At 70.6% G+C, this 14,979-nt stretch carries 11 protein-coding genes, 1 tRNA gene and 2 pseudogenes; 7 read left to right on the top strand and 7 right to left on the bottom strand.

What is annotated here, in order from left to right; translation table 11 throughout:
* From ACFWBD_RS40430 to ACFWBD_RS40420, 3 genes are all read left to right on the top strand, one after another.
* Positions 1-1,089 (top strand): (Fe-S)-binding protein (locus ACFWBD_RS40430; RefSeq protein ID WP_385678876.1); only part of this gene is annotated, 1,089 nt, incomplete at its 5' end.
* A 160-nt stretch (positions 1,090-1,249) separates the two neighbouring features.
* The gene (locus tag ACFWBD_RS40425) at positions 1,250-2,326 is read left to right on the top strand and encodes a Yip1 family protein (protein WP_385678873.1); all 1,077 of its coding nucleotides are present in this window, start codon (positions 1,250-1,252) and stop codon (positions 2,324-2,326) included.
* Positions 2,327-2,515: 189 nt separating this feature from the next.
* Positions 2,516-3,301, top strand: coding sequence for a hypothetical protein (locus ACFWBD_RS40420; protein ID WP_385678870.1), 786 nt, complete (start codon positions 2,516-2,518; stop codon positions 3,299-3,301).
* Between the two features lie 148 nt (positions 3,302-3,449).
* Here ACFWBD_RS40420 and ACFWBD_RS40415 read toward each other — a convergent pair whose 3' ends face one another.
* A complete protein-coding gene (locus tag ACFWBD_RS40415; RefSeq protein WP_385678867.1) occupies positions 3,450-3,968 on the bottom strand; it encodes a phosphoribosyltransferase in 519 nt (172 codons plus the stop codon).
* Between the two features lie 11 nt (positions 3,969-3,979).
* Positions 3,980-4,555, bottom strand: coding sequence for a dCTP deaminase (gene dcd, locus ACFWBD_RS40410; RefSeq protein ID WP_385678864.1), 576 nt, complete (start codon positions 4,553-4,555; stop codon positions 3,980-3,982).
* A gap of 529 nt (positions 4,556-5,084) precedes the next feature.
* On the opposite strand from dcd, the gene ACFWBD_RS40405 reads away from it, so the two are divergent.
* Together ACFWBD_RS40405 and ACFWBD_RS40400 are read left to right on the top strand one after the other, a co-directional pair.
* Positions 5,085-5,158, top strand: a tRNA-Gly gene (locus ACFWBD_RS40405).
* Positions 5,159-5,761: 603 nt separating this feature from the next.
* Complete coding sequence (locus ACFWBD_RS40400) at positions 5,762-6,823, top strand: YihY/virulence factor BrkB family protein (RefSeq protein WP_385678862.1); 1,062 nt, start codon at positions 5,762-5,764, stop codon at positions 6,821-6,823.
* A 29-nt stretch (positions 6,824-6,852) separates the two neighbouring features.
* On the opposite strand, the pseudogene ACFWBD_RS40395 reads toward ACFWBD_RS40400, so the two are convergent.
* The 3 genes and pseudogenes from ACFWBD_RS40395 to ACFWBD_RS40385 all read right to left on the bottom strand — a co-directional run.
* A pseudogene (locus ACFWBD_RS40395) lies at positions 6,853-7,753 on the bottom strand (saccharopine dehydrogenase); the annotation flags it as partial.
* Positions 7,754-8,088: 335 nt separating this feature from the next.
* On the bottom strand, positions 8,089-8,259 hold the full coding sequence (locus ACFWBD_RS40390; RefSeq protein WP_385678859.1) for a hypothetical protein: 171 nt from the start codon (positions 8,257-8,259) through the stop codon (positions 8,089-8,091).
* 73 nt (positions 8,260-8,332) lie between these two features.
* Positions 8,333-9,715, bottom strand: a complete 1,383-nt coding sequence (locus tag ACFWBD_RS40385; RefSeq protein WP_385678856.1) for an MFS transporter — start codon at positions 9,713-9,715, stop codon at positions 8,333-8,335.
* Positions 9,716-9,880: 165 nt separating this feature from the next.
* On the opposite strand from ACFWBD_RS40385, the gene ACFWBD_RS40380 reads away from it, so the two are divergent.
* Positions 9,881-11,719, top strand: coding sequence for a SulP family inorganic anion transporter (locus ACFWBD_RS40380; RefSeq protein WP_385678853.1), 1,839 nt, complete (start codon positions 9,881-9,883; stop codon positions 11,717-11,719).
* 388 nt (positions 11,720-12,107) lie between these two features.
* Here the strand turns inward: ACFWBD_RS40380 and ACFWBD_RS40375 are convergent.
* Positions 12,108-12,614: pseudogene (locus ACFWBD_RS40375) on the bottom strand (aromatic acid exporter family protein); the annotation flags it as partial.
* A 69-nt stretch (positions 12,615-12,683) separates the two neighbouring features.
* Positions 12,684-13,160, bottom strand: a complete 477-nt coding sequence (locus ACFWBD_RS40370) for an SRPBCC family protein (RefSeq protein ID WP_385678850.1) — start codon at positions 13,158-13,160, stop codon at positions 12,684-12,686.
* Positions 13,161-13,285: 125 nt separating this feature from the next.
* Between ACFWBD_RS40370 and ACFWBD_RS40365 the strand changes: the two genes are divergently transcribed.
* Complete coding sequence (locus tag ACFWBD_RS40365) at positions 13,286-14,818, top strand: FAD-dependent oxidoreductase (RefSeq protein WP_385678847.1); 1,533 nt, start codon at positions 13,286-13,288, stop codon at positions 14,816-14,818.
* Positions 14,819-14,979 lie beyond the last annotated feature (161 nt).

Genomic DNA, 14,979 nt, shown 5'->3' with positions numbered 1-14,979 from the left:
CAGTGCCCCGTCGACATCGAGCACGTCGACCACATCGTCGACATGCGCCGCTACCAGGTGATGATCGAGTCCGCGTTCCCGTCCGAGGCGGGCACGATGCTCAAGAACCTGGAGAAGAAGGGCAACCCCTGGGGGCTGGCGAAGAAGCAGCGCCTCGAGTGGCTCAAGGAGGTCGACTTCGAGATCCCGGTCGTCGGCCGCGACATCGAGGACCTCACCGACGTCGAGTACCTGTACTGGGTCGGCTGTGCCGGCTCCCTCGAAGACCGCGCCAAGAAGACCACCAAGGCCTTCGCCGAACTCCTCCACATCGCGGGCGTCAAGTTCGCGATCATGGGCGGCGACGAGAAGTGCACCGGCGACTCCGCCCGCCGCCTCGGCAACGAGCCCCTCTTCCAGGAGCTCGGCATGGAGAACGTCATGGCGCTGAACACCGCCTTCGGCGAGGAGCTGGACGACGACGGCAAGGTGACGCAGGAGTCGCGCAAGCCGAAGTCGGCGAAGAAGATCGTCGCGACCTGCCCGCACTGCCTGAACACCCTCGGCAACGAGTACCCGCAGCTCGGCGGCGACTACGAGGTCATCCACCACACCCAGCTGCTCCAGCACCTCATCGACGAGGGCAAGCTGATCCCGGTGACCCCGGTCGAGGGCCTCATCACCTACCACGACCCCTGCTACCTGGGTCGCCACAACAAGATCTACACGCCCCCGCGCGAGATCATCGCCAATGTCCCGGGCCTGCGGAACGAGGAGATGCACCGGCACAAGGAACGCGGCTTCTGCTGCGGCGCCGGCGGCGCGCGGATGTGGATGGAGGAGCGGATCGGCAAGCGCATCAACAACGAGCGCGTCGACGAAGCCCTCTCCCTCAACCCCGACATCATCTCCACCGCCTGCCCCTTCTGCCTCGTCATGCTCACCGACTCCGTCAACGGCAAGAAGAACGACGGCAAGGCCAAGGAGTCCATCCAGGTCGTCGACGTCTCCCAGCTGCTGCTGGAATCGGTCAAGACCCCGGTCGACGACGAGCCCCCGGCCGGCGGGACGCAGACCGAGAACGCACCGGAACCGCAGCCGGTGAAGTAGCCCGAACGGCCGTACCGCCGCAGCTGTACCGACGCCCCCGTGTCCCACCGTGGACACGGGGGCGTCGCCGTTCCACCCGCACTCCCCCACGACCTCTCCGTCCCCCTACGACGCTTCCCTGAAGAACCACTGATTCCCGCCCCGTTGCTCCCCTTAGGGGATGTCACAGGTCGGCAGCAAAGCCGTCCCCGGACGGCAGGGTCCGGCACGTCACCCTCCGGGACCAGGTACGTTCGATGACGTGGCTGGATTCAGGATCGGACGCGGCGGCCGGGACAACCGTGCCCCGCAAACGCGACCGCAACAACCTCCGTACGGGCAGCAGGCGCCCCAGGGACCCTCGCGGTCCTCGGGACCGTCGGGACCCTCGGGGCCGTCGTACGGCTACCCGTCGGCCCAGCAGCCGTACCCGCAGCAGCGTCCGCAGTACGGCGGCGCGGGCGGCGGCCAGTGGCCGCAGGCGAACGGCGGCGGGCACGGCGGCCAGAACGGCGACGAGCCGGAGTACTTCGGCGGCGACGCCCCGTACGGCGCCCCGGGCGGTCCCGGCGGCCCGGGGGGTGTCCCTCACGACCCGTACGCCGCGAACAACCCGGGGCACACCCAGGCCTTCTCGATCGACGACCACAACCAGTACGACCAGTACAACCAGGGTGGTACGTATCACGCAGGCTCGGCCCCGGCGGGTCCGGTCGGTCCGCGTCTGCACTGGAAGGAGCTGCTGAAGGGCATCGTCCTCGCCCCCAAGCAGACCTTCTTCCAGATGCGGGACTACACGATGTGGGGCCCCGCCCTCGTCGTCACGTTCCTCTACGGCCTGCTCGCCGTCTTCGGCTTCGACGACACGCGCGCGGACGCGATAAACGCGACGCTGTCCAACGCGATCCCGATCGTCCTGACGACGGCCGTCGCGATGGTGCTGAGCTCCTTCATCCTGGGCGTGGTCACCCACACCCTGGCCCGCCAACTGGGCGGCGACGGCGCATGGCAGCCCACGGTCGGCCTCTCCATGCTGATCATGTCCCTCACGGACGCCCCGCGTCTGGTCGTCGCGATGTTCTTCGGCGGCGACGCGTCGTTCGTACAGCTGCTGGGCTGGGCGACATGGGTGGCGGCCGGCGCCCTGCTGACCCTGATGGTCAGCCGCTCGCACGACCTGCCGTGGCCGAAGGCGCTGGGCGCGTCCTCGATCCAGCTGATCGCACTGCTGTCGATCGTGAAGCTGGGCACGTTCTAGAACCTGGGGAACAGACACCCACAGGGCCCTCGGCGGATCGCCGAGGGCCCTTGGCGTGCCGTCACCGAAAGCAACATCTCACGATCACCGGTCGGGACAAAGCATGCAAAATACTGCATGTCGCACCATCGCAACTACAGAGCGTAATATATTGTGACTGTTCCCTACAACCTCCAACAAGGAGTGCGCGTGAAAGCTCGCTTTGGCGTGAGGCGGGGAACGGCGCTCGTGGCCGCCCTGCTGGTCGCCGTCATCGCCCTGATCCTTCCGGGATCGGCAGCCGCCCAGACGGACGACGGCCGAGCCCGCTCGGACCACTGGGGCGTGATCGCCCGTAACACGATCGGCTCTCCGGTCGCCGAACTCCGCAACGGGCCGTTCGGCTCGTTCGGCGTGACAGGCACCTCCGCGAGGCCGCCGTACGGCCAGGGGAGCCTTGGCATCGAGGTGGCGAACAACTCCACCACGCTGAGCCCTCCCAGCGAGAAGGTCGACTTCGGCAATGAAGTGGACTTCTACGGGAAGTCGCTCCTGGGCTTGCGGCGAGTCGGTTTCCACGTGTTCCAGACGGGCGAGAACGTCACCGCCTTCGGGGGCCCGACGAACATGCCGAACATCAAGTTCGAGATCGACCCGAACCTGAACACCCTCTCCGACTACTCCACGCTGGTGTGGCTGCCGCCCGCTTCCCCGAACGTGAACAGCTGGAGCCCGTTCCTCGACGCCACGACGACCGGCGGCTGGGCCCTCACCGGCAACGCGGCCACCGTGACAGGCTGCGCCTTTGCCACCCCGTGCACCTTCACCGCGCTGAGGTCCGCGTTCAGGACCGCCAACGCCAAGCCGACCGTCTTGACGGTCTCCGTGGGCAAGGGACGCGACTTCATGTGGATCGGCGCGGTCGACGGCCTCCGCCTCAACGACTACGTCTACGACTTCGAGCGGGACGGCGTGAAGGTGCTTCGCGCGAAGTAACGCGGAGAAAACCCGCAGAAACGCGGAGAAACTCGGGGAACTCGGGGACAAGTACAGAGACATGAGCCGGATCGGGCCGGCCGACGACAGACACGGCCGGCCCGCCTCCCCTCATGTCACAGGGAGCCCGCTGAGGGCCAGAGGGAGGCTAGAGGGCTTCCCCGGAGGGCGTGACGGCCTCCCCCGCCATACGCACCACCGGCAGAACGCTCCACGGGAAGTTGACCCAGTCGTCGGTCCGCTTCCACACGTACTCGCACTTCACGAGCGACTGCGGCTTCTCGTAGATGACGGCGCTGCGCACCTCGGCGACGGCGTCCAGGCAGAAGTCGCGGACGAGCTTGAGCGTCTTGCCCGTGTCGGCGACGTCGTCGGTGATCAGGACCTTCTTGTCCGAGAAGTCGATGACGTCGGGGACGGGCGCGAGCATGACGGGCATCTCGAGCGTGGTCCCCACCCCGGTGTAGAACTCCACGTTCACCAGGTGGATGTTCTTGCAGTCGAGGGCGTATGCGAGCCCGCCGGCGACGAACACACCGCCGCGGGCGATGCTCAGCACGACGTCGGGTACATAGCCGTCGTCGGCGATGGTCTGCGCGAGCTCACGGACGGCGGTGCCGAACTGTTCGTACGTCAGGTTCTCCCGCGACACGTCCGTGCCGCTCACGCCACCGCCACTCACACCTGGGTCCGATGGAAGTTGAGGAAAGACCGGGACGCCGTCGGCCCGCGCTGGCCCTGGTACCTGGACCCGTACCGCTCGCTGCCGTACGGGGACTCGGCCGGCGAGCTGAGCCGGAACATGCACAGCTGGCCGATCTTCATGCCGGGCCAGAGCTTGATCGGCAGGGTGGCGAGGTTGGACAGCTCGAGCGTCACATGTCCGGAGAACCCGGGGTCGATGAACCCGGCGGTGGAGTGGGTGACCAGCCCCAGCCGCCCGAGGGAACTCTTGCCCTCCAGCCGCGAGGCGAGATCGTCGGGCAGCGAGATGACCTCGTAGGTACTCGCGAGCACGAACTCCCCCGGGTGGAGGATGAACGGCTCGTCACCCTCGGGCTCCACGAGCCGGGTCAGGTCGGCCTGCTCGACGGAGGGGTCGATATGCGGGTACCGGTGGTTCTCGAACACCCGGAACATCCGGTCGAGCCGCACGTCGATGCTCGACGGCTGCACCATGGATTCGTCGTAGGGATCGATCCGCACTCGCCCGGCGTCGATCTCGGCCCGGATGTCCTTGTCTGAGAGAAGCACGTCCCGAGGATACGCAAAGCGCGCGGAGCGACCACCATCGGACGACTCCGCGCGCCAGGCCGGCGGCGCCTCCAGCGCCTCCGGCCCCTCCTTGCCGCTACCGCTTCTCGAGAGTCACCGGTACGGCACTCCGCAACCGGGTACACCGAGGACACCGGACGAGTCGTCCGGGACCGAGCCGCTCCGCCTGCTGCATCGGGAACGAAGCGGTACTGAACACGTGCCCATCGGCACAACGGACGACGGTGCGCTCCATCAAGTCCTAGAGTCCCTTCCCCAAGAGCCCTGTCCGGCTGCTGATCACCGGACCACGAAAGCCACATTACGGGACGAACGGGACGACGCTCCAGGCGGCACTCCGACCCCGCCCGACCCCACTTCCACCGCCCCACCGTACGCCCCAACTCCGGCCGCTCGCAGCCGGATCCCCGCCCTGAAACGCGCCCAGGCCCCACGGCTTCATCGCCCGGGGCCCGGCATGAGGTAGAGTTACGGAGCGTTCCGACCCCGGTCCAGACCGGCGTCTTACGCGGGTGTAGTTTAGTGGTAGAACATCAGCTTCCCAAGCTGAGAGTGCGAGTTCGATTCTCGTCACCCGCTCCAACATGAACCCCTAGGTCATCGACCGGGGGTTCTTTGCTGTCCAGAAGGCCCTCATGACGAGGTCATGTACGTCGGCGGGAGCGCGGTGCGTTCCGAGACGCTGAAAGGCACGAGCCGGCGCAGTGCCGCGCCGGCCGTTTCGGGTCGCAGCGCAGTGGACAACCAGTTGCCGCCGGCAACGGCGGATTCGGCCGGTACGCGGGCGACTGAGGGTCATGGACGCGCGGGGTGCCGGGCCGAGGGGGAGGGACAATCCCGGCCCGGCGTTCAGTACCGGCTCGGTCGAGTTGTTGCTGGTCCTCGGGTCGACGGGGAAGGGCGTGCCGTAGTCGGGGCGGGTGGCGACGCGGCCCGTCGCGTTCGGGACGACCTGGTCGAGGTGCAGCCGGAACGCGAACTTGACCTTGAGGTCCGGGTGGGCCCACATCGGCAGGGTGCAGGCGTAGCGGCCGGCGGCCGGCTCGTCGCCGGAGGTCGAGGCGGTGCGGCAGGTCGTAGGGGGCGGGCGCGTGGGGCGTGGTTCCCACCGGCTTCTCGCAGAAGAAAAGTCCTATATGTGTCATATATACGCATGAGTGGTGCCCAGGCGGATACACGTGCGGAATGGTACGGACACTGAAGCCGCACAGGCGGCACGGCGAGCGCACGGCCGACCGCGAGGGCGAGACCGGGCAGGACCCGGCCGCCGCCGGTCCGGACGAGCAGGTGGAGCAGCAGGCCCCTGACAAGCCCACGGACCTGCCCAAACGCTCCTGGGGAGCGGTGCTGAAAGGCACCCTGAAGGAGTTCAAGAAGGACGAGCTGGCCGACCGGGCAGCGGCCCTGACCTACTACTCGATCCTGGCATTGTTCCCGGCGCTGCTGGCGTTGGTGTCGCTGCTGGGGATCGTCGGGCAGTCGGCCACCCAGGCGGTCCTGGATAACATCCAGAAGCTCGCGCCGGGCGCGGCCCAGGACATCCTGCGCAACGCGGTGCAGCAGATGCAGGGCAAGGGCGGGGTCGGCTCGGTCATGGCGATCGTGGGTCTGGTGCTCGCGGTGTGGTCGGCGTCCGGCTATGTCGCCGCGTTCATCCGCAGCGCCAACGCGGTCTACGACATCCCCGAGGGCCGTCCGGTGTGGAAGGTGCTGCCGGTGCGGGTCGGCGTGACCGTGGTGCTGATGGTCATGGCGGTGATCAGCGCGCTGATCGTGGTGTTCACCGGCAGTCTGGCCCGGCAGATCGGCACCACCCTCGGGGTCGGTGACACGGCGCTGACCGTGTGGTCGATCGCGAAGTGGCCGGTGCTGGTGGTCCTGGTCACGGTGATGATCGCGGTCCTGTACTGGGCCACCCCGAACGCGCGCGTGCGCGGCTTCCGCTGGGTCACGCCGGGCAGTTTCCTGGCGCTGCTGATCTGGATGGTCGCGTCCGCCGGGTTCGCGCTCTATGTGGCCAACTTCGGCTCGTACAACAAGACCTACGGCACTCTCGCCGGCGTGATCATCTTCCTGGTGTGGCTGTGGATCACCAACCTGGCCATCCTGCTCGGCCTGGAGTTCGACGCGGAGATGGTCCGCCAGCGCGCCGTCGCCGGGGGCCACCCGGCCGACGAGGAGCCGTACGTCCAGCCGCGCGACACCCGCACCTGGGACGAGGAGGACCGCCGCCGCCTCGGATCCTGATCCGGCGGAGGCGGCCGGCGGCCCCGGGGTCAGGACCCCGTCCGCTCCTGGAGCGGCTCGAAGGAGATGTGCGGGGCCAGAGCGCGGAGGAAGTCGGGCGCGTCGAAGATCTCGCCCGCGGAGGCGACACCGACCGTGCGGGTCCGGCCGGTGAGGATGCGGTGGACCGCCTCCACCGCGAGCGGCGCGCTGACGGCGTAGATGTCCCGGCCGCTCGCCACGGCCCGCCGTTCGGTGCCGCCGTTCGGTGCCGCCGTTCGGTGCCGCCGTTCGGTGCCGCCGTTCGGTGCCGCCGGAGCATACGACGGCGTCGACGACGAAGGTCTGGTCGGACCGCCCGTCCCCGTCCCCGTTTCCGTCGGCCGCGGTCGGCGCCGGGGTGTGCGAGGCCGCGAGGTCCGAGGCCGCCTCGGTCGTCATATGGGTGCGTACGGCGGGGACGGAGAGGTGGCTGGGGATGGTGACCACGTCGGCCATCGTGAACTCCCCGACGACCTCCCTGGTGCCCAGCGGCTCGGGAAACGCCCACTTCAGGAGCGTCGCCGGGTCGTCGTGGTACTCCAGTCGCCCGCCCGTGAAGCGCACGCGCCGGCCGCCGCGCCGCTCCCGGGAGACCGTACCGGCGGTGCGTGTCCCGGGGGTCGGGTGCCAGCCGCTCAGTCCGTACGCGATCTCCGCCTCGTCGGCCGCCGTCCAGTCGCCCATCGCGGCGGTGGCCAGCAGGTCGCCGAGGCCGCCGTAGAAGGCCATCGCGGGGACGATCACCGCTCCCGCGGCGCGGACGCGGTCCGCGAAGTGCGCGAACGTGTCGAGGTTGGCCTCGATCTCGGCCGCCACGTCGACGTACGGGATTCCGGCGCGCAGGGCCGCCTCGATCAGCGGAGCGGCGGTCGTGGCGAAGGGCCCGGCGCAGACCACGCAGGCGCAGGCCACACAGGTGCAGACCACGCAGGCGCAGGCCACACAGGTGCAGGTCATACAGGGTGCAGGTCATACAGGCGCGGGCCACACAGATGCGGGCCACATAGGTGCAGGCCACACCCATGCGATGGAGGCACGGCGACCAGCTCTCGCAGCTCGACGCGGTCCTCGCGGACGGCGGGTCGCCCGGCGCGAGGCGTTCGGCCGGTACCGCGGCGAGCACCGGGCGATCGAGGTCGGCGTCGTGCCCGCGGTGCTCGACCACGTCTGTTCCGTCGGGCTGCCGATCGGCGTCGCGGAGTTCGCCCCGGCGGCCGTGCGGGTGTGCGGCGGCCCCGTCCACGTCACCGACCGGACCCTCGGCGGGCGCGGATCTTCGCGACGATCGCGGAGACCTCGGTGGAGATCGACGTCTCGGGCGTCCGGGCCTGCCACCTCGTCCGCTCCACGGCGGCGCGCGGCCCGACCTCGGCGATCGAGCTGGACGGCGGGGACGGGCGCTGCGTCGCGGTCATCACACAGTTCGGGATGGTCGGGGAGCAGGTGCACGCGGCGTGGGAACACCTCGCGGCCGCACTTGCCGGACGCCTAGCCCGGCCCCGTCTCCTTGGGGAGGAGCGCCGCCGCGACCAGGCCGCCGAGGCCGAAGACCGCCAGGACGATCATCGCGGCGGCGTAGGCGCCCTTGCTGAGGCCGGCGACGAGGATGGTGCCCGCGATGGCCGTGCCGAAGGACGAGCCCAGGTTCGACACGCTGCGGGACAGGCCCGAGATCTCGCCCTGCTGCTCCTCGGGGAAGCTCGACTGCACGACGTTGACGGACGGGGTCAGCATGACGCCCAGTCCGAGTCCGGTGAGGAGGAGACCGGGGACGAAGGCCCACGCGGTGGAGAAGCTCCCGGCCAGGACGATCAGGACGACCACGCCGGCCGTGGAGACGGCGAAGCCGGTCATGATGAGCGTCCGCTGGCTGTGCCGGCCGGCCAGCCGCTCGGCGGACAGGGACGTGACGAGCAGCCCCAGGGTGGCCGCCGTGAAGATCACTCCGGTCTGGACGGCGTCGTACTCGCGCACCACTTGCAGATAGGCCGCCACCGTGAACGACGTGCCCATGAGCAGCAGCCACTGGACGTTCTGGGTGACGAGTCCGAGGTTGGAGGTGCGGTTGTCGAACAGGCGCAGCGACAGCAGCGGCTCCCGGCCGGACGCCTCCTTGGCGCGCGCGGAGCGGAAGAACCACCAGAGCACGAGGGCGCCGAGGACCAGCAGCACGATCATGAGCCAGACGTTGTTGTCGGCGGCCAGGATGCCCATGACGACGAGGACGAGACCGACGGCGGAGAGGACCGCGCCGGCGGTGTCGAAGGTGCGGGTCGGATCCGGGGGCAGCGGGTCGTCGATGCGACGGCTGAGCACGACGATCACGCCGATCACCAGGGCCTGGAACACGAAGGCCGCGCGCCAGCTGATGGCGGTGGTGATGAGTCCGCCGATCAGCGGCCCCGCGGCGGCCCCGACACCGCCCAGCGCCATGACGACCCCGAACGCGCGGGCGCGGGAGGTGACGTCCGGGTAGAGGAGGGTCGTGAGGATGTAGACGGGTGGGATGAGCAGCGCGGTGCCGACGCCTTCGAGGATCGAGTTGCCGAGGATCAGAACGCCGAGTCCCGGCGCGGCCGCGCTCAGCAGGGCGCCGATCGCGTAGACGACGAGACCGGTCAGGAAGCAGCGCTTGCGGCCGTAGCGGTCGGTCAGCTTGCCGCCGGGGATCATCAGCGCCGCCATCACCAGCAGGAAGACCGTGATCGCCACCTGGACGCCCTGGACGGTGGTGTCCAGGTCCTCGCTGATGTCGTTGATCATCACGTTCATGTTGGAGCCGGCGAAGCTGCAGATGAACTGGGCGAGGGCGAGGGCGGCGAGCACCCGTCCGTGTCCCGTCGGCTGCGCGGGCCGCGCCGTTTCGACCACTTGCCTCGCCCCCGCCCGTGTTCTCGTGGGTGGTATTGGTTCACAGGAGCCGTCCACGCCAAGCTTTCGACAGCGCGGTGGCCGTCGCCTCACCCCCGGTGGGTGAAACCGGATCCGGGCGCACGCGGTGTACTCGGCCTGACAGGTCCGACGGAAGGACGAAATGTGACGGACCAGCGCGGGAGCCATGCTCTTCGTTCCCGGGCGAAGGGCGTTCCCGGGGTCCGGGCGGTGGTGTCCTACCGGCGCGGGTGGCTGGTCAAGGACCTGGTCGCGGGGGTCGTCCTGACGACGCTGCTGGTGCCGCAGGGCATGGCGTACGCCGAGTTGGCGGGTCTGCCGGCCATCACCGGCCTGTACACGTCGATCCTCTGTCTGCTCGGCTACGCGGTGTGCGGGCCCTCCCGGGTCCTTGTGCTGGGCCCGGACTCCTCGCTGGGGCCGATGATCGCCGCCACCGTGCTGCCCCTGGTGGCGGCGGACGGGGATCCCGGCCGGGCGGTCGCGCTGGCGTCGGTGCTCGCGCTCATGGTGGCGGCCATCATGATCCTCGCCTCGGTGGCGAAGCTCGGTTTCATCGCCGATCTGATCTCCAAACCGACGATGATCGGCTACATGAACGGCCTGGCCCTGACCATTCTGATCGGTCAGCTGCCCAAACTGCTCGGCTTCAAGGTCGAGGCGGACAACCTGATCGGCGAGTGCGTCGGCCTCGTGCGCAGACTCGCCGACGGGGCGGCGGTGCCGGCCGCCGCCGCGGTCGGCGGCTGCGGGATCGTCCTGGTCCTGGTCCTCCACCGCTTTCTGCCGAAGGTCCCCGCGGTGCTCGTGATGGTGGTCCTGGCGATCGCCGCGACCACCGTCCTCGATCTCGGCGAGCACGGTGTCGACCTGGTCGGGGAGCTGCCCGCGGGCTTCCCGCCGTTCACGGTCCCCGACGTGCGCCTCGCCGACCTCGCCCCGCTGTTCGGCGGCGCGCTGGGCATCGCCCTGGTGTCCCTGGCCGACACCATCTCCAACGCCTCGGCGTTCGCGGCCCGTTCGGGACAGGAGGTCCGCGGCAACCAGGAGATGACCGGGGTCGGCGTCGCGAATCTGGCGGCCGGTCTCTTCCAGGGCTTCCCGGTCAGCGCGAGCGGCTCCCGTACGGCGGTGGCGGAGCGCGCGGGGGCCAGGAGCCAGCTCACCGGAGTCGTCGGCGCGGCGCTCATCGTCCTCATGCTCGTGCTGGTCCCGGGCCTGTTCCGCAACCTTCCCCAGCCGGCCCTCGCCGCCGTGGTCATCACCGCGTCCCTGTCCCTGGCCGACATCCCGGGGGCGGTACGGCTGTGGCGGCAGCGCCGGACGGAGTTCGCGCTGTGCCTCGCGGCCTTCGTCGGCGTGGCCCTGCTCGGCGTGCCGGCGGGGATCGCCGTCGCCGTGGCGCTGTCCGTCCTCAACGTCTTCCGGCGCGCCTGGTGGCCGTACAACACCGTGCTGGGGCGGGTGCGGGGACTGGAGGGATACCACGACGTCCGCTCCTACCCGGCGGCCGGACGGCTGCCGGGCCTGGTGATCTACCGGTTCGACGCCCCGCTCATCTTCGCCAACGCCAAGACCTTCCGCGACGAGGTCGGACGGCTGGCCGGCGCGGACCCGCGGCCGAGCTGGATCGTGATCGCGGCGGAGCCCATGACCGACGTGGACACCACCGCCGCCGACGTCCTGGAGCCCGTCCGCCTTCGCAGACGGCGTGGCCGGGGTGTCAGTCCCGGACGAGCTGATCGGCCAGCCGGTGCGCCTGGGCCAGCAGCGTTCCGTACGTCACCAGCGCGTCCGGGTCGTCGGGCACGGCTCCCGGCAACTGCCGGCGGAACTCGTCGAGGGCGCGGCGGAGTTCCCCGACCGCCTCGCGCAGCTGCTCCGCCCCACGGTCGTCGGGGCCGCTCGCGGCGAACCGGGTCCGGCCGTACAGCCGGACGGCGCGCGCCGTGTGGCGCAGGAAGTCCGCGTAGGCGTGGGTGATCCCCGCGGGCGGCCGGGCCGCCTCCCCGCTCTGCGTGATCTCCCACACGGTGCGGGTCACCCCCACGGTGTGGACGGCGACGTGGTCGAGCACGACCAGCGCGTCGTCGTACGCCTTGCCGCGCGAGGAAAGGGGCTGTGTACGGCGGCCTCGCGGATTGCCGCGCATGCTCTCCCGGCTCCAGCCGATCGCCGACCGTGCCTGGTCGACCAGCCGGCTCAGCCGCAGGGCCCGCTCGTGCCGGCTCCCGGCCGCCTGCGCGTCCCACTCGCCGTCGGCCAGACCGTCGGCCACCGCGTCCAGGATCTCCTGCGCCTCACGGGCCGCGTCCTCCAGCGCGGAGCGGGCGTCACGCAGATACACCGGCGGCCGGATCAGTACGTTGACCGCCACGCCGACCACCGCGCCGAAAACGGCCTCCGCGATGCGGGCGGCCGAGGAGGCGACGCTCACCTGGCCACCGGTCAGCACGAAGAGCGCACCGCTGGCGGCGTAGACGCCCTGACTTCCCAGACGCCGCCACTGCCCCAGCAGCAGCACCGCCGGAAGGACCAGCGCCATGGCGGCCATCGTGCTGCCCAGCAGCAGTGCCCCCGCGGTCGCCACCGCCGTGCCCACCGCGATCGCCGCGAGCTGTTGGAGCCCGTGCGCGACGGACCGGTACACGGTCGACTCGACCAGCACGACCGCGACCCACGGCGCCACGAACGCCATCGGGGCCTCGAGCCACCAGCCCACGACCGCCCAGGCCAGCCAGGCGGCCAGCGCCGCCTTGCCCGCCTGCACCGCCAGGTCCCGCTCGCGGCCCGGGCCCGCCCCCGCCCGCCGCACCGCGGCCACGGCGGACCCGGCCCAGCGCCGCACGGCCCATGCCGCCCTACGCGTCCACTCCATGGCACAGCGAGTGCCACACCAGGAACGAGACGCACCTGTCGACGGCGACTTCCCTCACGCGCGGGCCGATCAGAGGGTCGAACCGGGGTCCCCGGGCCGGATGCGTCCCCGCCAGGCGCCCGTCTCGCCGCCGCGCTGCTCGACGTAGTCCTTGAAGCGGTGCAGGTCACCCTTGACCCGGCGGTCGATCATGCCGAGCATGTCCGCGCCCTTCTCGGCCATGCCGGTGGGCTCGACGTCCATCGTGAGCTCCACCCGGGTGCGGGTGTCGTCCAGGCGTTCGAACCGGACCGATCCCCGCTGCCGGGACTCGCCGTCGACGACCCGCCAGGTGATCCGGTCGTCCGGCAGCTGGTCGACGATCTCGGTGTCGAACTCGCGCCGCACCCCACCGATCTTGGTGGTCCAGTGGTTGTGCCGCTCGTCGAGCTGCCGCACCTCCTCGACGCCCTCCATGAAGTTCGGGAACTCCTCGAACTGCGTCCACTGGTTGTAGGCCGTGTGGACGGGGACCTCGACGTCGACCGCTTCCTTCACCCTGCTCATCGTTCCTCCTCGCTGATGGTCGTTCCGTTCGCAGGACGCCGGGTACCCGAGCGCCCGGGAATCAAGACCAACAAATGAGGGCGTACCACTGCGTACCATGCGCGACGGCGGGGCACTCGGCCGCCATGAACGCCGAGACAGGAACCCAGGGCTCCTACTGGCTGGAGACCGCGCCGCCCGGCACCCCCGCTCCCCCGCCGTCCGGTGACCTCGACGTCGACGTCGCCGTGATCGGCGCCGGCATCGCCGGCCTCAGCACGGCCTGGGAGCTGGTCCGGCAGGGACGCGAGGTGGCGGTGCTGGAGGCGGACCGGGTCGCCGCCGGGGTCACCGGTCACACGACGGCCAAACTGACCGCCCAGCACACCCTGATCTACGACCGTCTGCGGCGCACCCGCGGCCCCGAGGGCGCCGCCCTGTACGCGCGCTCGCAGACCGAGGCGATCCGGCACGCCGCCGAGATCGTCGACGAACTCGGCGTCGACTGCGCGTGGGAGGAGGCGGCGGCCTTCACCTACGCCGAGGATCCCCGGCACGTCGGCCGGCTGCGGGCGGAGGCCGAAGCCGCACGTGAGGCCGGGCTCCCGGCCGAGTTCGTGACCGAGACCGGGCTGCCCTTCGCGGTCGCCGGCGCGGTCCGGGTGAGCGGGCAGGCCCAGTTCCATCCCCGTAAGTACCTGCTGGCGCTCACCGACGAGCTGCGCCGGCGCGGCGGCACGGTGTACGAGGGGACACGGGTCGTCGGCCTCACCGAGGGCGAGCCCTGCGTCCTGCGGACCGACGCCGGTGTGTCGGTCCGCGCCCGCGAGGTCGTGATCGCCACGCACTACCCCGTCTTCGACCGGGCCCTGCTGTTCACCCGGCTCAGCCCGCGCCGTGAACTCGTCGTCGCCGCGACCATCGACGAGGACCGCGCCCCGCGCGACATGTACATCACGCCGGAACGGGCCACCCGCTCCGTGCGCACCGCCCCGTACCGCGACGGCAAACGCCTGCTGATCGTCACCGGGGAGCACTTCACCCCCGGCGCCGCCGACGTCGAGGAGAGGTTCGCCCGGCTGTCCGCCTGGGCCGACGACTGCTTCGCCGGTCTCACCTTCACCCACCGCTGGGCGACCCAGGACAACGACTCCACCGACTCCGTACCTCTGGTCGGACCGCTCCACCCCGGCAGCCGGCACACCTATGTGGCCACCGGCTTCGGCGGCTGGGGCATGAGCGGCGGCATCATGGCGGGCCGGCTGCTCGGCGACCTGGTCAACGGCCGCGAGGTCGCCTGGAGCGGGCTCTACGATCCCCGCCGCCTGGCGTCGGTGGTCCGTGAGGGGGCCACGTTCCTGAAGCACCAGGCGCAGGTGGCCCGGCACTTCGTCGGCGACCGGCTGCCGGCCGTGACGGCGCCCGCGCCGGCCGACATCCCGCCGGGCCACGGCGCCGTGCTGCGCCTGGGCGGACGACAGTACGCCGTCCACCGGGACGAGAACGGCACGCTCCGGGCGGTCTCGGCGCGCTGCACCCATCTCGGCTGCATCGTGTCCTTCAACAACGGCGAGCAGGCCTGGGAGTGCCCCTGCCACGGCTCCCGCTTCGCCCCGGACGGCCGGATCCTCCAGGGCCCGGCGGTACACCCGTTGGAGAAGCGCGACCTTCCTGAGTAGACGCGCCCGCCGCCACTCCGCTTCCGCGTTTGCTTCCCGTTCACCCTCCGTACCGGACCGGGAGTCTCGCGAAGAACGAGGTCATCACCGGCTGACGGCAGCCCCGTGGCCTCGACGACCACGCACGCGAGCGGCGCGCCCGGGCCTGGGAAGGCCGGGCG

It is taken from the genome of Streptomyces sp. NPDC060002, assembly GCF_042737245.1.
Taxonomy (GTDB): Bacteria; Actinomycetota; Actinomycetes; order Streptomycetales; family Streptomycetaceae; genus Streptomyces.
This window is presented reverse-complemented; position numbering and strand designations above follow the sequence as displayed.

Excerpts from the sequence above, each read along its gene's own strand:
- ACFWBD_RS40425 (WP_385678873.1), top strand. The coding sequence starts at position 1,250 with ATGTCACAGGTCGGCAGCAAAGCCGTCCCCGGACGGCAGGGTCCGGCA.
- ACFWBD_RS40400 (WP_385678862.1), top strand. The coding sequence starts at position 5,762 with ATGGTACGGACACTGAAGCCGCACAGGCGGCACGGCGAGCGCACGGCC.
- ACFWBD_RS40390 (WP_385678859.1), bottom strand. The coding sequence starts at position 8,259 with ATGACCGCGACGCAGCGCCCGTCCCCGCCGTCCAGCTCGATCGCCGAG.
- ACFWBD_RS40370 (WP_385678850.1), bottom strand. The coding sequence starts at position 13,160 with ATGAGCAGGGTGAAGGAAGCGGTCGACGTCGAGGTCCCCGTCCACACG.
- ACFWBD_RS40365 (WP_385678847.1), top strand. The coding sequence starts at position 13,286 with ATGAACGCCGAGACAGGAACCCAGGGCTCCTACTGGCTGGAGACCGCG.